The sequence below is a fragment of the Lentzea sp. NPDC092896 genome (assembly GCF_044754905.1).
GTDB lineage: Bacteria > Actinomycetota > Actinomycetes > Mycobacteriales > Pseudonocardiaceae > Lentzea.
On sequence record NZ_JBIVPX010000011.1, the window covers coordinates 1 to 21,641 of the forward strand.

The 21,641-nt window shown below is 66.7% G+C and carries 17 protein-coding genes; 13 read left to right on the forward strand and 4 right to left on the reverse strand.

From position 1 onward, the window contains the following. Positions 1-352 precede the first annotated feature (352 nt). The 13 genes from ACIQF0_RS39025 (at position 353) to ACIQF0_RS39085 (ending at position 19,282) form a co-directional block, all read left to right on the forward strand. Positions 353-1,420: an ATP-binding cassette domain-containing protein gene (locus ACIQF0_RS39025; RefSeq protein ID WP_360049215.1), complete on the forward strand. Its 1,068-nt coding sequence runs from the start codon at positions 353-355 to the stop codon at positions 1,418-1,420. Further along, positions 1,417-2,202, forward strand: coding sequence for an ABC transporter permease (locus ACIQF0_RS39030; RefSeq protein WP_360049213.1), 786 nt, complete (start codon positions 1,417-1,419; stop codon positions 2,200-2,202). Before ACIQF0_RS39025 ends, ACIQF0_RS39030 begins: the two co-directional genes overlap by 4 nt. Further along, the gene (locus ACIQF0_RS39035; protein ID WP_093606336.1) at positions 2,202-3,011 is read left to right on the forward strand and encodes an ABC transporter permease; all 810 of its coding nucleotides are present in this window, start codon (positions 2,202-2,204) and stop codon (positions 3,009-3,011) included. Before ACIQF0_RS39030 ends, ACIQF0_RS39035 begins: the two co-directional genes overlap by 1 nt. Further along, a complete protein-coding gene (locus ACIQF0_RS39040; RefSeq protein ID WP_401038596.1) occupies positions 3,008-4,324 on the forward strand; it encodes an MCE family protein in 1,317 nt (438 codons plus the stop codon). Before ACIQF0_RS39035 ends, ACIQF0_RS39040 begins: the two co-directional genes overlap by 4 nt. Continuing rightward, positions 4,321-5,352 carry an MCE family protein gene (locus ACIQF0_RS39045; protein WP_401038599.1) on the forward strand — a complete coding sequence of 344 codons (1,032 nt, stop codon included), beginning with the start codon at positions 4,321-4,323 and terminating at the stop codon, positions 5,350-5,352. The genes ACIQF0_RS39040 and ACIQF0_RS39045 overlap by 4 nt, the downstream gene beginning before the upstream one ends. Further along, positions 5,349-6,350, forward strand: coding sequence for an MCE family protein (locus ACIQF0_RS39050; RefSeq protein WP_401038601.1), 1,002 nt, complete (start codon positions 5,349-5,351; stop codon positions 6,348-6,350). The genes ACIQF0_RS39045 and ACIQF0_RS39050 overlap by 4 nt, the downstream gene beginning before the upstream one ends. After that, on the forward strand, positions 6,347-7,513 hold the full coding sequence (locus ACIQF0_RS39055) for an MCE family protein (RefSeq protein ID WP_360049207.1): 1,167 nt from the start codon (positions 6,347-6,349) through the stop codon (positions 7,511-7,513). Before ACIQF0_RS39050 ends, ACIQF0_RS39055 begins: the two co-directional genes overlap by 4 nt. Continuing rightward, entirely contained in the window at positions 7,510-8,649 is a 1,140-nt protein-coding gene (locus tag ACIQF0_RS39060; RefSeq protein WP_401038603.1) for an MCE family protein, read from the forward strand. The genes ACIQF0_RS39055 and ACIQF0_RS39060 overlap by 4 nt, the downstream gene beginning before the upstream one ends. Beyond that, entirely contained in the window at positions 8,646-9,875 is a 1,230-nt protein-coding gene (locus ACIQF0_RS39065) for an MCE family protein (protein WP_401038606.1), read from the forward strand. The genes ACIQF0_RS39060 and ACIQF0_RS39065 overlap by 4 nt, the downstream gene beginning before the upstream one ends. Beyond that, positions 9,875-10,375 carry a hypothetical protein gene (locus ACIQF0_RS39070; RefSeq protein WP_360049204.1) on the forward strand — a complete coding sequence of 167 codons (501 nt, stop codon included), beginning with the start codon at positions 9,875-9,877 and terminating at the stop codon, positions 10,373-10,375. Before ACIQF0_RS39065 ends, ACIQF0_RS39070 begins: the two co-directional genes overlap by 1 nt. A gap of 30 nt (positions 10,376-10,405) precedes the next feature. After that, complete coding sequence (locus ACIQF0_RS39075) at positions 10,406-11,296, forward strand: hypothetical protein (protein WP_401038609.1); 891 nt, start codon at positions 10,406-10,408, stop codon at positions 11,294-11,296. A gap of 503 nt (positions 11,297-11,799) precedes the next feature. Then, positions 11,800-15,285, forward strand: a complete 3,486-nt coding sequence (locus ACIQF0_RS39080) for a DNA-directed RNA polymerase subunit beta (protein ID WP_401038611.1) — start codon at positions 11,800-11,802, stop codon at positions 15,283-15,285. A gap of 100 nt (positions 15,286-15,385) precedes the next feature. Next, complete coding sequence (locus ACIQF0_RS39085) at positions 15,386-19,282, forward strand: DNA-directed RNA polymerase subunit beta' (RefSeq protein ID WP_360049199.1); 3,897 nt, start codon at positions 15,386-15,388, stop codon at positions 19,280-19,282. Between the two features lie 668 nt (positions 19,283-19,950). Here ACIQF0_RS39085 and ACIQF0_RS39090 read toward each other — a convergent pair. From ACIQF0_RS39090 to ACIQF0_RS39105, 4 genes are all read right to left on the reverse strand, one after another. Continuing rightward, positions 19,951-20,232: a DUF4287 domain-containing protein gene (locus tag ACIQF0_RS39090; protein WP_401038615.1), complete on the reverse strand. Its 282-nt coding sequence runs from the start codon at positions 20,230-20,232 to the stop codon at positions 19,951-19,953. Between the two features lie 104 nt (positions 20,233-20,336). Next, positions 20,337-20,774 (reverse strand): hypothetical protein, encoded by a 438-nt coding sequence (locus ACIQF0_RS39095; protein WP_401038618.1) that lies wholly within the window; start codon positions 20,772-20,774, stop codon positions 20,337-20,339. Continuing rightward, positions 20,771-21,217 (reverse strand): hypothetical protein, encoded by a 447-nt coding sequence (locus ACIQF0_RS39100; RefSeq protein ID WP_360049040.1) that lies wholly within the window; start codon positions 21,215-21,217, stop codon positions 20,771-20,773. The genes ACIQF0_RS39095 and ACIQF0_RS39100 overlap by 4 nt, the downstream gene beginning before the upstream one ends. 89 nt (positions 21,218-21,306) lie before the next feature. Further along, the gene (locus ACIQF0_RS39105) at positions 21,307-21,591 is read right to left on the reverse strand and encodes a zf-TFIIB domain-containing protein (protein ID WP_396425382.1); all 285 of its coding nucleotides are present in this window, start codon (positions 21,589-21,591) and stop codon (positions 21,307-21,309) included. Positions 21,592-21,641 lie beyond the last annotated feature (50 nt).

Below are 21,641 nucleotides of genomic sequence, written 5' to 3' on the forward strand. Positions count from 1 at the left end.
AAGGGGTGTCAACTCGACGAAAAGCGTGTCGAGTTGACACCCCTTCAGGCATGCAGCAAGAGCTGTGGTGCGACTCGTGACGGGACCCCACCGCCGGGCCCGTTCGGTAGGACGGCTCGCCTTCGGCTTCGCGGGTGGTCTGTGGTGTGTTTGGGGTCACATCGGTCTCGTAATTCCCGGTTGTCGGGTGGTGGTCTACGGTCTCGTGCCCGTTTTGCGAGGTCACCCTGTGTGGTGTTATCTGAACGCAACCGCCATTAGGCCAACTGGTGAGTAACCTGCCGCGAACGAACTCGTTGCCCAGGTGTGACGCCGATCGCTGCGGCGTCCTCGGGCGTGTGCGGAGGTGCGGATGGGCGTCGAGGTGGTCGTCGAGGGTCTGACCAAGTCCTTCGGCAAGCAGACCATCTGGCAGGACGTCACGCTCACGTTGCCGCCGGGTGAGGTCAGCGTGATGCTCGGGCCTTCCGGTACCGGCAAGAGCGTGTTCCTGAAGTCGCTGGTGGGGCTGCTCAAGCCGGAGCAAGGCAAGATCATTATCAACGGGACGGATCTCGTGCGGTGCTCTGAGCATCGGTTGTACGAGATTCGGAAGATGTTCGGCGTGCTGTTCCAGGACGGCGCGTTGTTCGGGTCGATGAACCTGTACGACAACATCGCGTTTCCGCTGCGGGAGCACACTCGCAAGACGGAGGCCGAGGTTCGGCGGATCGTCCTCGAGAAGATGGAGATGGTCGGTCTCGTCGGGGCGGAGAAGAAGCTGCCCGGTGAGATCTCCGGCGGTATGCGCAAGCGGGCTGGTCTTGCCCGTGCGCTGGTGCTCGACCCCGAGATCATTTTGTGCGACGAACCCGACTCCGGGTTGGACCCGGTGCGCACCGCGTACCTGAGTCAGTTGCTGATCGATTTGAACGCCCAGATCGACGCGACCATTCTGATCGTCACGCACAACATCAACATTGCTCGTACCGTGCCGGACAACCTGGGGATGTTGTTCCGGCGCGAGCTTGTCATGTTCGGGCCGCGCGAGGTGTTGCTGACCAGCGATGAGCCTGTTGTTGAGCAGTTTTTGAACGGGCGGCGGCTCGGGCCCATCGGCATGTCCGAGGAGAAGGACACGGCCACGATGGCGGCTGAGCAGGCGCACGCGGACGCTGGGCACTCCGACGGGTCCACGTCTGAGGACGTTCGGGGGATCATCCCGCAGATCGAGCCGACGCCAGGGCTGCCGTTCCGGGACGCTGTGCGGCGGCGCAAGGACCGGGTCATGTCGATCATCCATCAGCTGCCCTACCAGGCTCAGCAGGGGATCATCGAGAGTCTCACCACTGAGGAGCAGGTGCGGTACGGCGTGCATGTTGGTGCGCCGGCTGCCGCGCCCTCGCCCAGCCCGTGGCCTCGGCAGGGTGGTGTTCTGTGACCACTCAGACCTCGTTCCCCGGTGCTGGTGCGCTGCGGGAGACCGGGAAGTTGTGTCAGCTCGGGATCGACGTCGTGCGGACCACGTTCCGGCGGCCGTTCCAGCTTCGCGAGTTCATTCAGCAGAGTTGGTTCATCGTCAGCGTGACGGTGTTGCCCACGGCGCTGGTGTCCATTCCGTTCGGTGCGGTTATCGCACTTCAGCTCGGGTCGCTGACTCGGCAGATCGGCGCGCAGTCGTTCACGGGTGCGGCCAGCGTGCTCGCGATCATTCAGCAGGCCAGTCCGATCGTGACGGCTTTGCTGATCGCGGGGGCCGGTGGCTCGGCCATCTGTGCGGACCTCGGGTCTCGGACGATTCGCGAAGAGATCGACGCGATGGAAGTGCTCGGTGTCTCGCCGATCCATCGGCTCGTCGTGCCTCGGGTTCTTGCCGCGATGTTGGTGTCCGTGCTGCTCAACGGCATGGTCAGCGTCGTCGGTGTGATGGGTGGCTACTTCTTCAACGTGGTCATGCAGGACGGCACGCCTGGTGCGTACCTCGCGAGCTTCTCCGCGTTGGCTCAGCTGCCGGACCTGTGGATCAGTGAGCTGAAGGCGCTGATCTTCGGGTTCATCGCCGGGATCGTGGCCGCGTACCGGGGGCTCAACCCCGCCGGCGGGCCCAAGGGCGTGGGGGACGCGGTGAACCAGGCCGTGGTCATCACGTTCCTGCTGCTGTTCTTCGTCAACTTCGTCCTCACCACGATCTACCTGCAGGTCGTGCCCGCGAAGGGGAGCTGATGGCGAACAAGGTGCTCTCCACCCTCGACGGGTTCGGCGACCAGCTGTCGTTCTACATCAAGGCGCTGGCCTGGACGCCCCGCGCGTTGAAGCGGTACTCCAAGGAGACGATGCGGCTGCTGGCCGAGGTCAGCTTCGGGTCGGGTGCGCTCGCGGTCATCGGCGGCACGATCGGCGTGATGGTCGGGCTGTCCGTGTTCACGGGCACCGTGGTCGGTTTGCAGGGCTTCACCGCGCTCAACCAGATCGGCACGTCTGCCTTCGCCGGGTTCGTGTCCGCCTACTTCAACACCCGTGAGATCGCGCCGTTGGTCGCTGGGCTGGCGCTTAGCGCGACCGTGGGGTCCGGCTTCACGGCTCAGCTCGGCGCCATGCGAATCTCCGAGGAGATCGACGCGCTGGAGGTCATGGGGATTCCCAGCCTGCCGTTCCTCGTGACGACGCGGATCATCGCCGGGTTCGTCGCGATCATCCCGCTGTACGTGATCGGGCTGCTGACCAGTTACCTGGCGGCCAGAACGATCACCGTGGAGTTCTACGGGCAGTCCGCGGGTACCTATGACCACTACTTCAACCTGTTCCTACCGCCGATCGACGTGCTCTGGTCGTTCGGCAAGGTGCTGGTCTTCGCGGTCGTGATCATCATGACCCACTGCTACTACGGCTACCGCGCGTCCGGCGGTCCGGCCGGTGTCGGCGTGGCGGTCGGGCGCGCGGTGCGGACCGCGATCGTCACGACGGCGCTGCTCGACTTCTTCCTGAGCCTCGCGATCTGGGGCGCGACGACGACGGTGAGGATCGCCGGATGAGGAAACGCGTGCTGGGCATCGCCTTCCTTCTCGCGATCGCCATGTTCCTGTCGCTCACGGTGGCGCTCTACAAGGACGCCTTCAGCGACTACGTGAAGGTCACGCTCAAGACCGACCACATCGGCAACCAGCTGCAGACCGCGAGCGACGTCAAGGTGCGCGGGCTGATCGTCGGTTCGGTGAAGGCCGTCCGGACCAGCGGCGACGGCGCCGAGCTGGAGCTGGCGCTGCTGCCGGACAAGGTCGAGCAGATCCCGTCCAACGTCAGCGCGCGGCTGCTGCCCAAGACGTTGTTCGGTGAGCGGTACGTGAACCTCGTGCTGCCTCAGCAGAAGAGCGCGGCCATCACGCAGGGCGCCGTCATCGAGCAGGACCGGACGAGCAGCGCGATCGAGCTCGAACGCGTGCTGGACAACCTGATGCCGGTGCTCCAGGCGATCCAGCCGGAGAAGCTCGCCACCACGCTGACCGCGTTGTCGCAGGCACTCGACGGACGCGGCAAGCCGCTCGGCGAGACGCTGGTGTCGCTCGACTCCTACCTCGGCGAGCTCAACCCGCAGCTGCCGGCGCTGAAGGAGAACATCTCCAGGCTCGCGGACGTCTCGAACGTTTACGCGGACGCCGCGCCGGACCTGTTGCAGGCGCTCAACGACATGACCACGACGACCAAGACCGTCGTCGACCAGCGGGAGAACCTGCTGGCGCTCTACGGGTCGCTGACCACGACGTCGCAGGACGTCACCAGCTTCGTCACGGTCAACAAGAACAACATCATCGCGCTCGCCGACACCGGCCGCCCGACGCTGGAGCTGCTCGCGAAGTACGCGCCCGAGTACCCGTGCCTGCTCAAGGGGCTCGCGGAGTTCGAGCCGGTGATCAGCAAGGCGTTCGGCGAGGGCACCAACGAGCCCGGTCTGCACATCACGCTGGAGATCACGCAGAACCGCGGCAAGTACAAGCCGAACCTCGACGAGCCCGAGTACAAGGACAAGCGCGGACCCCGTTGCTACGACCTGATCCCGCGCCCGAACCCGTTTCCGCAGTACCCGCCGGAGGGTCCGGTGCAGGACGGGTCGAGCTCGCCGCCGCCCGCCCGTGTCGCGAACGACGGGATCCTGCCGCCGGCCACCGCGGGCAACGTGACGGTGCCGCAGTCCGCTGACGTGCTGCGGCTCGCCAACTCGCCGGAGGAGGCCAGGTTGATCGCGGCGCTCTTCGGCCCGCGCATCGGCGTCGACCCGCAGGACATGCCCGGCTGGTCGAGCCTGCTGCTCGGGCCACTGGTTCGCGGAACGGAGGTGACCGTCAAGTGAAGGGCGTCCTCGCTCCACTCCTCAAGCTGATCGCCTTCGCCGTGGTCACGATCCTCGCCACGTCACTGCTCGCCGTCACCATCGCCAACGTGAACCTGGCCAGCGCCACCGAGTACAAGGCCCAGTTCACCGACGTCACCGCGCTCAACGAGGGCGACGACATCCGCATCGCCGGCGTCCGCGTCGGGCAGGTCGACGGGATCAAGGTCGTCGACCGCAAGACCGCCGAGGTCGAGTTCTCGATCGACGGCGACCGCAAACTCCCCGAGGCGGTGACGGCGACGATCAAGTACCGCAACCTGGTGGGGCAGCGGTACATCGCGCTGGAGTCCGGAACCGGTGACACCAAGGCGGTGCTGGCCGAGGGCGGCACGATCCCGTTGGAGCGGACGAAAGCCGCGTTGGACCTCACCGTGCTGTTCAACGGCTTCAAGCCGCTCTTCCAGGCGCTGTCGCCCGACGACGTGAACAAGCTGTCGTTCGAGATCATCCAGGTGCTGCAGGGAGAAGGCAGCACGATCGACAGCCTGCTCCAGCACACGGCCTCGCTGACCAGCACCTTGGCCGGCAAGGACAAGGTGATCGGCGATGTCGTCGACAACCTCAACACCGCGCTGGAGACCGTGAACTCGCGCGACGAGGACTTCAACAACCTCGTGATCACGTTGCAGACGCTGGTGTCCGGGCTCGCGCAGGACCGCCAGCCGATCGGGGACGCGATCACCGCGCTCGGTGACCTGACGCAGGCCACCTCCGGGCTGCTGGAGCAGGGCCGCGAGCCGCTGAAGAACGACATCGCGCAGCTCGGCATCGTCTCGAAGACGCTGGGAGACAACGAGGTGCTCGTCGACCGCATGTTGCAGCGCCTGCCCAACAAGCTGGAGACGATCACGCGGACCGCGACCTACGGCTCGTGGTTCAACTTCTACCTGTGCGAGGCCAGCGGCCAGGTCGCCGTGCCGCCGATCATCAACAACCCGATCCCGATCACGGCGTTGCCGGTGACACAGCAGAGGTGCCGCCGATGAAGACCTCCAACCCGATCCGGACCGGCGCGATCAGCCTGACCCTGATCGCCCTGCTGCTGCTGGCCGCGTTCTACTCCGACGACCTGCCGATCGTCGGCGGTGGCACGAGCTACGCCGCCGACTTCAGCGAGGCCGCGGGACTGGTGCCGGGCAACGAGGTCCGCGTCGCCGGCGTGAAGGTCGGCAAGGTCACCAAGGTCAAGCTCAACGGCGACAAGGTGCGGGTGACGTTCAAGGTCAAGGACGCCTGGGTGGGCGACCGGACGACCGCGATGATCCGCATCAAGACGCTGCTGGGCCAGAAGTTCGTGGCACTGGACCCGCAGGGCACCCAGCCGCTCTCGCCCGGCAGCCCGATCCCGAAGGAACGCACGCTCGCGCCGTACGACGTGAACGAGGCGTTCAACGGGCTCGCGACGACGGTCGGGCAGATCGACACCAAGCAGCTCGCGGACAGCTTCACGGTCCTGTCCGACACGTTCAAGAACTCGCCGGAGCACGTCAGGGGCGCGCTGGACGGTCTGTCCGCGTTGTCGAAGACGATCTCCTCGCGCGACGAGCAGCTGGCGAAGCTCCTGGACAACACCAGGCAGCTGACCAAGACGCTGGCCGACCGCAACGCGGAGTTCGAGAAGCTGCTGTCGGACGGCAACCTGCTGCTCGGCGAGCTGCGCAAGCGCCGTGAGTCGATCAGCGCGCTGCTGACCGGCACGCGCGACCTGGCCCGTGAGCTCAGCGGCCTGGTGAACGACAACCAGAACCAGCTCAAGCCGGCGCTGGAGCAGCTCGGCCGCGTCACCACGATCCTGGAGCGCAACCAGGAGAACCTCGACCGCAGCCTCGCGCTGATGGCGCCGTTCTACCGGGTGTTCGCGAACACCCTGGGCAACGGCCGTTGGTTCGACACCTACATCTGCGGTCTGCTGCCGCCCTCGGTGAACCTCGGCGTCGTCGGGTTCAACGAGGAAGGCTGCCTGCCTCCGGGGGTGCAGCGATGACGGAAGTCGCGAACAGCAAGGTCGGCCGGTTCATCGCGATCGCGTGCGTTCTCGCGCTGGTCGTGACGGCCGGGCTCTGGTGGGTCTTCAACGGGATGAACGGCCGCAAGGTCACCGCGCACTTCGCGGCGGCCGTCGGCGTCTATCCCGGTGGTGACGTGCGGGTCCTGGGCGTGAAGGTCGGCACCATCGACGAGGTCACGCCGGAGGGCAAGACCGTGAAGGTCGTGTTCACCGTCGACCGCGACGTGCGGGTGCCGGAGAACGCGCAGGCCGTCGTGGTCTCGCCGAGCGTGGTCAGCGACCGGTACGTGCAGCTCGCGCCCGCCTACACCGGTGGGCCGACGCTGGCCGACAACGCCGTGATCCCGCGCGAGCGCACCGCGACGCCGGTCGAGCTGGACGAGCTGTACTCGTCGCTCGACAAGCTCACGACCGCGCTGGGTCCCAACGGCGCGAACGCCGACGGGGCGTTGGCGGACCTGCTGAACTCGGCGGCCGCGAACCTCGAGGGCAACGGCCAGGCGCTCAACGACACGTTGAAGAACCTCGGCCAGGCCACCCGCACGCTGTCGGGGTCCAAAGAGGACCTGTTCGCGACCGTCGACAACCTGCAGAAGTTCACCGCGATGCTGGCGGCCAACGACAGCCAGGTGCGCGACTTCAACAAGCAGCTCGCGGACGTGTCGAAGATGCTCGCGGACGAACGCGGGGACCTCGGTGCGGCTTTGAGCGAGCTGGCGACCGCGCTGGGACTCGTGCAGGGCTTCATCAAGGACAACCGCGAGGCGCTCAAGTCCAATGTGGACAAACTCGCCTCGATCACGCAGGTGCTGGTGAACCAGCGGGGGGCCTTGGCCGAGACGCTCGACGTCGCCCCGCTGGCGCTGGGCAACCTGCAGAACTCCTACAACGCGGCGTCGGGCACGCTCGACACCCGCGCGAACATCAACGAGCTGAACCAGCCGCCGATCGTGCTGATCTGCAAGCTGATCCAGCAGGCGACGCCGAACAACGTGCCGCCGGTGCTGACGAACACCTGCAAGCAGCTGGAGCCTCTGCTGACCGGCGCGATTCCGTTGAAGTCGCCGGCCGAGGTCATCAGCGACCTGAACGTGGGCAAGCTGCCGTTGCCCCTGCCGCTCGCGGGGGTGCCCCAGTGAGGAAGCTGGTCGTAGGGCTGACGGCGTTGTTGCTCGTGTCGGGCTGTGGTTCCGGCGGGTTCGACGGCGTCTACAACATGCCGCTGCCCGGTGGCGCCGACGTCGGAGATCACCCGTACCGGGTCAAGGCGCAGTTCAAGGACGTGCTGGACCTGGTGCCGCAGGCGGGCGTGAAGGTCAACGACGTGCCGGTCGGGCGGGTCGAGCAGATCGACCTGGGTGCCGACGGCTGGACCGCCGAGGTGACCATGCTGGTCAACGGCGACGTGCAGCTTCCGGCGAACGCGTTCGCGAAGCTGCGCCAGTCCGCGTTGCTCGGCGAGAAGTTCGTGGAGCTCGGCAAGCCGAAGGACGCCAGCGGGAAGCTCGCCGACAACGCCACGATCCCGTTGGACAGGACCAACAGGAACCCCGAGGTCGAAGAGGTCTTCGGGGCGTTGTCGATGCTGCTCAACGGCGGTGGTGTCGCGCAGCTGCAGAACATCACCAAGGAGCTCAACGCGGCGATGCAGGGCAACGAGAAGGAGATCCGCTCGTTGCTCGGCAACCTCAACACGTTCGTCGGGGAGCTCGACAAGCACAAGGCGGAGATCGTCCGCGCGCTCGACTCGATGAACCGGCTGGCCGGGACGTTGGCGCAGCAGCGCGAGAAGATCGCGGTGGCGTTGACGGACCTGGAGCCCGGTCTGAAGGTGCTGGCCGAACAGCGCACGCAGCTCGTGACGCTGCTGCAGTCGTTGGACAAGCTCTCCGACGTCGCGACGGACACGGTGAACAGGAGCCGCGACGACGTCGTGGCGGACCTGAAGGCGTTGCAGCCGACGCTGACCAAGCTCGCCGAGTCGGGGCAGAACCTGCCGAAGTCGCTGGAGCTGCTGCTGACCTACCCGTTCCCGGACGAGGCGGTCGACGGCATCAAGGGCGACTACACCAACGCGTTCATCGACCTCGACCTGAACCTCGGCACCGTGCTCGACAACCTCAGCCGGTCGCGGCAGTCGCCGATCGACTCGCTGATCCCGTCGCAGGGCACGCCGTTGCCGATGCCGAACATCCCGCTGCCGAACCTCGGGCAGGGCACCGGGTCCGGGCTGGGCGACCTGCTCGGCGGTCTGCTGGGAGGTGGTCGCAAGTGATCACGCGGGGGACCAGGCTCAAGATCGGCGCGTTCGTGCTGGTCGCTTTGCTGGGCATCTCTTACGTCAGCGCGACCTACGTCGGCTTGTTCAAGTCGGCGTCCACGGTCGTGACGATGCAGCTCGCGGACTCGGGCGGCATCTTCACCAACGCCGAGGTGACCTATCGCGGCGTCACGATCGGCCGGGTCGGGCAGCTGCGGCTGACCTCGGACGGCATCGAGGTCGACCTGGAACTGGACGCGGACGCGCCGCGCGTGCCCGCCGAGACCGAGGCCGTCGTCGCGAACCGGTCGGCCGTCGGTGAGCAGTACGTGGACCTGCGGCCGAAGAGCGACGGCGCGCCGTACCTGGAGGCGGGGTCGGTCATTCCGCGCTCGGCCACCAAGACGCCGCCGCCGGTCGACGGACTTCTGTCCAATTTGGACGCTTTCGCGTCGTCGGTGCCGACGGACTCCCTCCGGACGGTCGTCGACGAGCTGCACACGGCGTTCAGCGGGACCGGTGGCGACCTGCAGGTGCTGATCGACAACACCGCGGCGTTCACGGCGGCGGCGAAGGAGCACCTGCCGCAGACGACGCAGCTGTTGCAGGACGGGCGGATCGTGCTGGCCACGCAGGCCGCGTCCGGTGGCGCCATCCGGTCGTTCAGCGGTGACCTGCGGTTGCTCGCCGAGCAGCTGAAGGCCTCCGACGGCGACCTGCGGCGGTTGATCGTGGCCGTGCCGCCGGCGTCCGAGCAGGTGTCGGCGTTGCTCAAGGAGAGCGGGCCGAACCTCGGGGTGGTCTTCGCGAACCTGCTGACCACGTCGAACATCCTCGTGACCAGGCGTGATGGTTTGGAACAGATCGCGGTGACGTACCCCATCGCCGTCGGCGGTGGCTTCTCCGTTGCTCCTGGCGACGGGTCGGCGCACTTCGGGCTCGCGTTGAACGTGTTCGACCCGATGCCGTGCACGGTCGGATACGAGGGCACGACCATCCGTCCCGGTGGTGACACCTCGGCCGCGCCGCTGAACACGCAGGCGTACTGCGCTCTCGCGCGCGGGTCGGCGACGTCGGTGCGAGGCTCGCAGAATGCGCCGTACGGTGGAACGCCGACCACGCCGGTCGGCAACGCGACGACGCAGCCGGGCCAGGAACCGACAACGGGCCAGGCCGCGCCGGAGCTGCCGTTGCTGACGTCGCTCGGCCAGCTGCTCGGTCTGCCAGAGGGGAAGAAGTAGTGCGGGTCTTCACGGTGGCCGCCGCGGTCTTCGCGGTGGTGGCGTTCGTGTTCGCGGTGTTCAGCGGCTTCGTCTGGTACTCGTCGGCCAGTTCGTCGGAGTCGTCGTACGCCGCCACGCGCGACGACGCCCTGCGGTCCGGCCAGGTCGGCATCACGAACTTCCTGACCCTCGACTACAAGAAGGTCGACGAGGACCTCCAGCGCTGGCTCAACTCGTCCACCGGCGACCTGCGCGCGGAGATCGACAAGGACAAGGACTCGCGCAAGAAGCAGTTGGTCGACGCCAAGTCGGTGACGACGTCGAAGGTCCTGGACGCCGCGATCACCGAGCTGGACGACCGCGCAGGCAGCGCGTCGATGATCGCCGTCGTGGAGAGCACTGTGACCCCCGACAACGGCCAGAAGGTCACCAAGATCAACCGGTACCTGACCAAGCTCACCCGCACCGACGACGGCTGGAAGCTCAGCCAGCTGGGTCCGCTGCGGGCAGGCGTCTGATTCCGCCAGAGCTGATTGGAACGAGTGCACGTGCCTCCATCCCGCCGCCGCCCGATCCCCACCCCGCCCGCAGGAGGCCGCCCGAAGGTGGCCGGCCTGAGCCGGCGCGCTGCCGCCGACCCCGTGGTCGAGCCGGCCGCGGAGCCGGTGGTCGAGGACGCGCCGCAGGAGGTCGTGCCCGCTGAGGTCGTGCCCGCTGAGGTCGTGCCCGCTGAGGTCGTGCCGGCGCCGGTGGCCGAAGAGGCAGAGCTCAAAGCCCCGGAAGCCCTCGACTGGACGCCGCCGGCCGCGCCGAAGAAGAAGGCCGCCGCCAAGAAGTCCGACGTGGTGGAGAAACCCGCCGCCGAGGAGACCGAACCGGCCGCTGAGCAGGCCGCCCAGAAGACCGGTGCGCCCGGCTGGGTGCTGCCGGTGGCGCTGGTGCTCGTGGGGCTCCTGATGGCGGGCCTGGGCACGTTCTTCCTGGTGAAGTCGCGGTCGGTGTCCTACGACGCCGCCCTGGTCGACTCGGCCGGCACCTCGGCGGTCAACGGCCAGGTCCGCGAGGCCGTGGAGAAGTCGTTCTCGTACAACTTCGCCGACGTGGAGTCCACCGAGAAGGCGGCCAAGGAACTGCTCACCGGCAAGGCCCTGTGCCAGTACAACGCCGTGTTCGGCCCGGTGAAGGAAGTGGCGCCGCAGCAGAAGCTCGTCGTCACGGTCCGTGTGGTGTCCTCGGCCGTGTCGTCTCTCAAGGACGGCCACGCCACCGTCCTGGTCTTCGCCGACCAGGTCACCACCCGCACCACCGACAACCAGTCGGGCGGCGGCACCGCCATGCTCCGCGTGAGCGCGATCGACGACGGCGGCCGCTGGAAGATCGACAACATGGAGATGTTCGGGGCGACGGCGGAGCAGAACCGCCAGATGCAGGGCTGCTGACGCCCAGTCGTTTGGGGCGGGCCGGTGGCGGGTACCTGATCTTCGTCCCCTAAGATCAACACTGCCGTGAGGTCGTCAGATCAGCCCCAGAAGCACCGCTGAGACCCCCTCCGCCAGCCCCGACACGCGTGATCTCGGTCACACCAAATCCTGTGGCGCTCTGTAAGTTCACTTGAAGCCGCCAACTTCCCACCAAATCGGCCGTACACGTGTTTGTGCAGGTCAAATGGGTGACTTCAAGTAAACAGCGCTCCATCCAGAGGGTGGATCGGCCCGCAACATCTTGACTGCGCGCTCATGCAGGGTCACTCTGTCGGTGAGCAAGAGGAGGGTCCTTCCAGGTGCCTCTCGACAGTCGCCGTGCGCGTGGCTAGACTGCCCCTTTGCGCTGCCCATTTTCCGCTTGCCCTTCGCCGAGAGCGTGGATTATGCGGGCATCGCCGCACCCTTGACAGCCGTGCTAGTTCGCTCTAGCCAGCTACCTGTCCCTGGAAGGACGCATCTTGGCGATCTCTCGCGCGACCAAGGCCACTGCTGCGACCAACTCCACGTCGGGGATCCCTGGAGCGCCGAAGCGGGTCTCGTTCGCGAAGATTCACGAGCCGCTTTCGACGCCCAACCTGCTTGACCTGCAGATCCAGTCCTTTGAATGGCTCACCGGCGATGAGGCGTGGTTCCAGCGCCGCGTCGACGCCGGCGACGAGACTCCGACGGGCGGCCTCGAAGAGGTCCTCAACGAGATCTCGCCGATCGAGGACTTCTCCGGCTCCATGTCACTGTCCTTCTCCGACCCGCGCTTCGACGAGGTCAAGGCCTCGACCGAAGAGTGCAAGGACAAGGACATGACGTACGCGGCACCGTTGTTCGTCACGGCGGAGTTCACCAACCACACCACTGGCGAGATCAAGAGCCAGACGGTGTTCATGGGTGACTTCCCGATGATGACGAACAAGGGCACGTTCATCATCAACGGCACTGAGCGCGTGGTGGTCTCTCAGCTCGTGCGTTCGCCCGGTGTGTACTACGACACCGCGGTCGACAAGACGACCGACAAGGACGTCTTCAGCGTCAAGATCATCCCGTCCCGGGGTGCTTGGCTGGAGTTCGACGTCGACAAGCGCGACACCGTCGGTGTCCGCATCGACCGGAAGCGTCGCCAGCCGGTGACGGTGCTGTTGAAGGCTCTGGGCTGGAGCACGGAGCAGATTCGCGAGCGGTTCGCGTTCAGCGAGACGTTGCTGACCACGCTCGAGAAGGACCACACCGCAGGCACCGACGAGGCGTTGCTCGACATCTACCGCAAGCTGCGCCCCGGCGAGCCCCCGACGAAGGAGTCGGCGCAGGCCCTGCTGGAGAACCTGTTCTTCAAGGACAAGCGCTACGACCTGGCGAAGGTTGGCCGGTACAAGGTCAACAAGAAGCTGGGCCTGGACACCGAGATCAACACCGGTGTCCTGACCGAGGACGACATCGTCACGACGATCGAGTACCTCGTTCGCCTGCACGCCGGCGAGACGATGATGGACGCCGCCGCCGGCGGTGACGTGCCCGTCGAGGTCGACGACATCGACCACTTCGGCAACCGTCGCCTCCGCACGGTCGGCGAGCTGATCCAGAACCAGATCCGCGTCGGTCTGTCCCGCATGGAGCGCGTCGTCCGCGAGCGCATGACCACGCAGGACGTCGAGGCCATCACGCCGCAGACCCTGATCAACATCCGTCCCGTCGTGGCGGCGATCAAGGAGTTCTTCGGCACCTCGCAGCTGTCGCAGTTCATGGACCAGACCAACCCGCTCGCGGGTCTGACCCACAAGCGCCGCCTGTCGGCGCTGGGTCCCGGTGGTCTGTCCCGTGAGCGCGCCGGCATGGAGGTCCGCGACGTCCACCCGTCGCACTACGGCCGCATGTGCCCGATCGAGACGCCGGAAGGCCCGAACATCGGCCTGATCGGTTCGCTCTCGAGCTACGCGCGGGTCAACCCGTTCGGCTTCATCGAGACGCCGTACCGCAAGGTCACCGACGGTCGCGTCACGGCGCAGATCGACTACCTGACCGCGGACGAGGAAGACCGCTTCGTCAAGGCGCAGGCGAACTCGCCGACCGACGAGGACGGCAACTTCACCGACGACCGCGTCCTGGTCCGCAAGAAGGGCGGCGAGGTCGAGTTCATCGACCCGACCGACGTCGACTACATGGACGTCTCGCCGCGCCAGATGGTGTCGGCCGCGACCGCCATGATCCCGTTCCTCGAGCACGACGACGCGAACCGCGCCCTGATGGGTGCGAACATGCAGCGTCAGGCAGTGCCGCTGCTCCGCTCCGAGTCGCCGCTCGTCGGCACCGGCATGGAGCTGCGCGCCGCCGTCGACGCCGGTGACGTCGTCGTCGCGAAGAAGACGGGTGTGGTCGAGGAGGTCTCCGCCGACTACATCACCGTCATGGCCGACGACGGTGCGCGCAACACCTACGCGCTGCACAAGTTCCGTCGCTCGAACCAGGGCACCTGCATCAACCAGAAGCCCATCGTCAACGAGGGCGACCGGATCGAGGCGGGTCAGGTTCTGGCCGACGGTCCTTGCACCGAGAACGCCGAGATGGCGCTCGGCAAGAACCTGCTCGTGGCGATCATGCCGTGGGAAGGCCACAACTACGAGGACGCGATCATCCTGTCGCAGCGCCTCGTGCAGGACGACGTTCTCACCTCGATCCACATCGAGGAGCACGAGATCGACGCCCGCGACACGAAGCTCGGCGCCGAGGAGATCACCCGGGACATCCCGAACGTCTCCGAAGAGGTCCTGGCCGACCTGGACGAGCGCGGCATCATCCGCATCGGTGCCGAGGTCCAGCCGGGCGACATCCTCGTCGGCAAGGTCACGCCCAAGGGCGAGACCGAGCTGACGCCGGAGGAGCGCCTGCTCCGCGCGATCTTCGGTGAGAAGGCGCGCGAGGTTCGCGACACGTCGCTCAAGGTGCCGCACGGTGAGTACGGCAAGGTCATCGGCATCCGCGTCTTCTCGCGTGAGGACGACGACGAGCTGCCTCCGGGCGTGAACGAGCTCGTCCGCGTCTACGTGGCCCAGAAGCGCAAGATCCAGGACGGTGACAAGCTCGCCGGCCGCCACGGCAACAAGGGCGTCATCGGCAAGATCCTCCCCGCGGAGGACATGCCGTTCCTCGAGGACGGCACGCCGGTCGACATCATCCTGAACACGCACGGTGTGCCGCGTCGTATGAACATCGGCCAGGTGCTGGAGACCCACCTCGGGTGGATCGCCAAGCAGGGCTGGAGCATCAACGGGGACCCGGACTGGGCGAAGAACCTGTCCGAGGACCTGATGGATGTCGAGCCCGGCACCAAGACCGCGACCCCCGTGTTCGACGGCGCGAAGGAAGAGGAGATCACGGGCCTTCTCGGCTCGACGATCCCGAACCGCGACGGCGAGCGCATGGTCAAGGAGAACGGGAAGGCACAGCTCTTCGACGGCCGCTCCGGCGAGCCGTACCCGTTCCCCGTGTCGGTCGGCTACATGTACATCCTGAAGCTGCTGCACCTGGTGGACGACAAGATCCACGCGCGTTCCACCGGCCCGTACTCGATGATCACGCAGCAGCCGCTGGGTGGTAAGGCGCAGTTCGGTGGTCAGCGCTTCGGTGAGATGGAGTGCTGGGCGATGCAGGCGTACGGCGCCGCATACACCCTGCAGGAACTTCTCACCATCAAGTCCGACGACGTGCTTGGCCGCGTGAAGGTCTACGAGGCCATCGTCAAGGGCGAGAACATCCCGGAACCCGGTATCCCGGAGTCCTTCAAGGTGCTGCTCAAGGAGCTGCAGTCGCTCTGCCTCAACGTCGAGGTCCTGTCTTCGGACGGTGCCGCGATCGAGATGCGCGACGGCGACGACGAGGACCTGGAGCGCGCGGCCGCGAACCTCGGCATCAACCTGTCGAGGTCCGAGTCGCCCTCCGTGGACGACGTCGTCAACTAGTCACCTCGCCGGCTGGTGAGAGGGATGCCTCCCGCGTCCCTCTCACCGGCCCTCCGACCAGCTCCTTTGCCACCGATCTAAAAAGGGGAAGAGAGTAGACGTGCTCGACGTCAACTTCTTCGATGAGCTCCGCATCGGTCTCGCGACCGCGGACGACATCCGCCAGTGGTCTTTTGGCGAGGTCAAGAAGCCCGAGACCATCAACTACCGCACGCTCAAGCCTGAGAAGGACGGCTTGTTCTGCGAGAAGATCTTCGGTCCCACCCGGGACTGGGAGTGCTACTGCGGCAAGTACAAGCGCGTTCGCTTCAAGGGCATCATCTGTGAGCGCTGCGGCGTCGAGGTGACCCGTGCGAAGGTGCGTCGTGAGCGCATGGGCCACATCGAGCTCGCCGCTCCCGTCACGCACATCTGGTACTTCAAGGGCGTCCCCAGCCGGTTGGGCTACCTGCTCGACCTGGCCCCCAAGGACCTCGAGAAGATCATCTACTTCGCCGCCTACGTCATCGTGGGCGTGAACGCGGAGCTGCGCCACAACGACCTGCCGACGCTCGAGAGCGAGATGCAGGTCGAGCGCAAGCGCGTCGAGAACCGTCGCGACGCCGACGTGGAGGCCCGCGCCCAGAAGCTCGAGGCCGACCTGGCCGAGCTCGAGGCCGAGGGTGCCAAGTCCGACGTGCGCCGCAAGGTCAAGGAGGGTGGCGAACGTGAGATGCGCCAGCTCCGCGACCGCGCCCAGCGCGAGCTGGACCGCCTCGACGAGATCTGGTCCACGTTCACCAAGCTCGAGCGCGCTCAGCTGATCGCGGACGAGCTGCTCTACCGCGAGCTGTACGACCGCTACGGCGACTACTTCACCGGTGCCATGGGCGCGGAGGCCATCCAGAAGCTTCTGGGTGACTACGACGTCGACGCCGAGTCCGAGATCCTGCGCGAGACCATCCGCAGCGGCAAGGGCCAGAAGAAGCTGCGTGCGCTCAAGCGCCTCAAGGTCGTTGCCGCCTTCCAGGCGACCCGCAACAACCCGCAGGGCATGGTGCTGGACTGCGTCCCGGTCATCCCGCCGGACCTGCGCCCGATGGTGCAGCTCGACGGTGGCCGTTTCGCGACGTCCGACCTGAACGACCTGTACCGCCGCGTCATCAACCGCAACAACCGGTTGAAGCGACTGATCGACCTCGGCGCGCCCGAGATCATCGTCAACAACGAGAAGCGGATGCTGCAGGAGGCCGTCGACGCGCTGTTCGACAACGGCCGCCGCGGCCGCCCGGTCACCGGTCCCGGTAACCGCCCGCTGAAGTCGCTGTCCGACCTGCTCAAGGGCAAGCAGGGCCGGTTCCGCCAGAACCTGCTCGGCAAGCGCGTCGACTACTCCGGTCGTTCGGTCATCGTGGTCGGCCCGCAGCTCAAGCTGCACCAGTGCGGTCTGCCCAAGCAGATGGCGCTCGAGCTCTTCAAGCCGTTCGTGATGAAGCGGCTCGTGGACCTCAACCACGCGCAGAACATCAAGTCCGCCAAGCGGATGGTCGAGCGTGCGCGCCCGGCCGTGTGGGACGTGCTGGAAGAGGTCATCACCGAGCACCCGGTGCTGCTCAACCGCGCACCCACGCTGCACCGCCTCGGCATCCAGGCCTTCGAGCCCCAGTTGGTCGAAGGCAAGGCCATCCAGCTGCACCCGCTGGTCTGTGAAGCGTTCAACGCCGACTTCGACGGTGACCAGATGGCAGTCCACCTGCCGCTGTCCGCCGAGGCGCAGGCTGAAGCCCGCGTCCTGATGCTGTCGTCGAACAACATCCTGTCCCCGGCGTCCGGCAAGCCGCTGGCCATGCCGCGTCTGGACATGGTGACGGGTCTGTACCACCTGACCCGGCACAAGGTCGGCGACCTGGGCGAGGGTCACTCGTACTCGTCGCCCGCCGAGGCCCTGATGGCGTTCGACCGCAAGGTTCTCGGCCTGCAGTCGATGGTGAAGATCCGCGTCTCCGACAAGAACCCGCCCAAGGGCCAGGAGCCCGAAGGCTGGGAGCCCGGTCAGCCGTGGCTCGCGGAGACCACGCTGGGTCGCGTGCTGTTCAACGAGATCCTGCCGCAGGACTACGCCTTCATCAACGAGGTCATGCCCAAGAAGCGGCAGGCCGTGATCATCAACGACCTGGCCGAGCGGTACCCGATGGTCACCGTCGCCCGGACGCTGGACAAGCTGAAGGACGCCGGTTTCCACTGGGCCACCCGCTCCGGTGTGACGGTCGCGATCTCGGACGTCCTCGTGCCGGCCGCGAAGCAGGACATCCTCGAGGAGCACGAGCGCCTCGCGGACGCGGTGGAGAAGCGCTACCAGCGCGGTCAGCTCTCGCACGACGAGCGCAACTCCGAGCTGGTCAAGGTGTGGACCAAGGCCACCGAGCAGGTCCACGAGATCATGGAAGACAACTTCCCCGAGGACAACTCGATCCGCGTCATCGTGCAGTCCGGCGCCGCCGGCAACATGACGCAGGTCCGTTCGCTCGCGGGTATGCGTGGTCTCGTCACCAACCCGAAGGGTGAGTACATCCCGCGCCCGATCAAGAACTCGTTCCGCGAGGGCTTGTCGGTGCTCGAGTACTTCATCGCGACGCACGGTGCCCGCAAGGGTCTGGCCGACACCGCGCTGCGTACCGCCGACTCGGGTTACCTGACCCGTCGTCTGGTGGACGTCTCGCAGGACGTCATCATCCGCGAGGTCGACTGCGGTACCACCCGCGGTGTGCAGATGACCGTCGGCGAGCAGCTCGGCGACAAGGTCGGCATGCACGAGTTCGCGCAGACCTCGGTCTACGCCCGCACGGTGGCGGACGACATCACCGACGCGCAGGGCAACCTGGTCCTGAACCGCGGCGACGACCTCGGCGACCCGGCACTCGTGTCGCTGGTCGAGGCCGGCATCGTCCGCGTGAAGGTGCGCTCGGTGCTGACCTGCGAGTCCCCGGTCGGTGTGTGCGCGTCCTGCTACGGCCGCTCGATGGCGACCGGCCAGCTGGTCGACGTCGGCGAGGCCGTCGGCATCGTCGCCGCCCAGTCGATCGGTGAGCCCGGCACGCAGCTGACGATGCGTACGTTCCACCAGGGTGGTGTGGCCGGTGACGACATCACGACCGGTCTGCCCCGTGTCCAGGAGCTCTTCGAGGCCCGCGTCCCGAAGGGCAAGGCGCCGATCGCCGACGTGGACGGTCGCGTCCGCATCGAGGACGGCGACCGCTTCTGGAAGATCACGCTGATCCCGGACGACGGCTCCGAGGAGATCGTGTTCGAGAAGCTGTCCAAGCGTCAGCGTCTCGCCAACACGGCCACCGGCCCGCTGCAGGACGGCGACCACGTGTCCGTCGGCCAGCAGCTGCTGGAAGGTACTCCTGACCCGCACGAGGTCCTGCGTGTCATGGGCCCGCGCGAGGCGCAGCTGCACCTCGTGGGCGAGGTCCAGAAGGTGTACCGCGCCCAGGGTGTGGCGATCCACGACAAGCACATCGAGGTCATCGTCCGGCAGATGCTCCGCCGGGTCACGATCATCGACTCCGGTGCGACCGAGTTCCTGCCCGGTTCGCTGGTCGAGCGTGCGGACTTCGAGTCCGGCAACCGCGCTGTCGTCGCCGAGGGTGGCGAGCCGGCTGCCGGTCGTCCGGTGCTGATGGGTATCACGAAGGCTTCTCTCGCGACCGACTCGTGGCTGTCCGCCGCGTCGTTCCAGGAGACGACTCGTGTGCTGACCGACGCTGCCATCAACGGGCGTTCGGACAAGCTCATCGGTCTGAAGGAGAACGTGATCATCGGTAAGTTGATCCCGGCTGGTACTGGGATCAACCGCTACCGCAACATCCAGGTTCAGCCGACTGAGGAGGCGCGGGCTGCGGCTTACGCGATTCCTTCTTACGACGACGGGTACTACACGCCTGACGTCTTCGGTACTGGGACTGGTGCCGCGGTGCCGTTGGATGACTACGACTTCGGTCGGGATTACCGCTAGGTTTTAGTGCTGAACGGCCCCTGGAGCTTTTGCTCTGGGGGCCGTTTTGTGTTTCCTGGGTTGCGTTTTGCGGGCGGGCTGGTGGGTGCCTTGTGGGGCGGACTTGCTGGTGGGTCGCCTTGTGGGGCGGCCTTGCTGGTGGTCGCCTTGTGGGTGGTCGCCGTGCGGGTGGCGACCTTGCGGGGTGGTCACCGTGCGGGCGGCCTGGTCGCCTTGCGTGCTTTCCCTGGGGGCTCTGCCCCCAGACCCCCGGCAATCTGATCGGGGGGTCCGCGCCACGGGCGGGTAGATGGCACGCCTGTTGCTTTGGGCGGCCGCGCGTTGCTTAGAGGGTGCGTTGGCGGTGGGTCCCGTCACGAGCCGCACCAAGAGCGGGCCACACCTGGGGATGGGTGTCAAACGGACGAAGAGCGTGTCCGTTTGACACCCATCCCCAGGTGCAGCAAGAGCTGTGGTGCGACTCGTGACGGGACCCACCGCCCAGCCCGTTTGGAAGGACGGCTCGCCTTCGGCTTCGCACCAAGTACGGCTCGCCCCCGCCCCGCCCCGCCCGGGCCTTCGCGCCGCCTCCGCCTTCGCTTCGCTCTCGCGGGAGTGTCAGACCTGCTCTGTACGTTGGGTCGCGGGGGACGCTGAATCCAAGGGGACCCCTGCCTTGGCCTGCCGTTTTAGCGGTTGGCGATGCCGTCCAGGCGGAGTGTTGTCGACTCGTCCCGGTGGGTGCCTGTGGTGCCCACGTGCTTCTCGCTGATCTGCGTGCCGTTCTTCAGCACGTGGTAGAGCGCCATGCCGTGGCCTCTGCCCAGGTCGTAGTCGGTCTTCAGCCACTCCAGGAACACGCCTGCCTTGGTGGTTCCGTCGTACCCGCGTCCCGCCGCCTCCGTCAGCAGGTCGGCCGGGGTCTTGCCGGTCTTCTTCTCCGCGCCGTCGAGGTAGGCCTGGAAGGACATCGTGGTCTCCGTTCGTCTGGTGAACAGAGCGTAGGACAACTCCGGCTGTCTTGACAAGAAAAATTGTCGGTGAGGCCTGATCTAGGGAGGCCTGTGAGTGTTGGTCAGCGGCGGCGGGCTCTGGCCAGGGCTCTGGCTCGGATCACCAGGTCGTCGACGAGGTGCTCGTCGACGAGAGGTGGGATGCCTGACTCGTCGGTGCAGCAGCGGGGTTTTGTGCGCTTCTCCGAGAGGCGTGGTCTTACGCCGGCCATCTCGTACAGGGCCTCGTAGAGGTCTAGGCCCGGGTCGTCGTCGTGTGGGCCCACCAGGAGCACCCACACGACTTCTGGGGAGGGGAAGGCGACTACTACACGGTCTGGGCCTCGTAGGTGCTTCACGCACAGGCGGGGGAGTGGTTCTGGGCCCGTTACCCGGTAGCCCAGGGCGGCGCAGCCTGAGTGCGCCAGTTCGTCCAGGAAGCGCTCGTAGGCCACGCGGGCTCTGCCGCGCAGGCCGTTGGCCTGGGCGTGCGCGGTGGGGGTTTCTACTACCTCGATCAAACCGGGCGGACCACGCGTCCTCTGCCGCTGCGCATCTCGTCCAGGGAGTTGGCGAGGTCCTGGCGGTCCAGCAGTGACTGGTCGCTGAGGCGGCGGTGGACTTCGTCGATCAGGCCGCGGGTCTTGCCTGCGCGGCGTAGGTCGGACACGAGGTGAAGGACTTCGTGCAGGCGCACGGTGTCGAGCAGCATGCGCGGTTCTTGGCTGTGGATGGCCAGTACGCCTTCTCTGGCCCAGGCCTTCACCGTCTTCTCGGTGAGGTCGAGGAGTTCGCCTGCCACCACGGGACGTACCGGTGGGGCCTGGCGGAGGGTTTTGGCCACTACGCCGTCGAGGCGGTGGCGGCGTTCGTCGTCTGCTGACAGGGATGACGCGACGGCTTCGAGTTCCTCGATCGTGTCGAAGAGGTCGCGGATGTGGGCGGCCTCGGTCGCGACAGACATGGCTACTCCTCCCGTTGACTACCGATTATCCACTACTTTTTCGGTAGTCGTCAACGGCCCCGGAGCAGTGATCCGGGGCCGTCGCACGATCAGGAGGAGAAGAACAGGCCGCCAAGGCCGCGGTGCTTGCGGTGGCCGTAGCCGTACGGGGCCGCGTGACCGCCGTGGTGGTGGTGGATCTGCTGCGGCTGGGCGCCCCAGGCGGGCTGTGCCGGCTGCGGGTACGCGGCGGGCGGCGGCGCGGCCACGGGCGGCGGGGCCTGCATCTGGGCCTCGAGGCGCGTGATCGACTCGAGCTCGCCGTAGTCGAGGAAGACCCCGCGGCAGCCGTCGCACTGCTCGATGTGAACGCCCATGCGGTCGAACGTGCGCATGTTCGCATGACACTTGGGACACTGCATCGTGGTGAGCCTCCTGCGGTGGG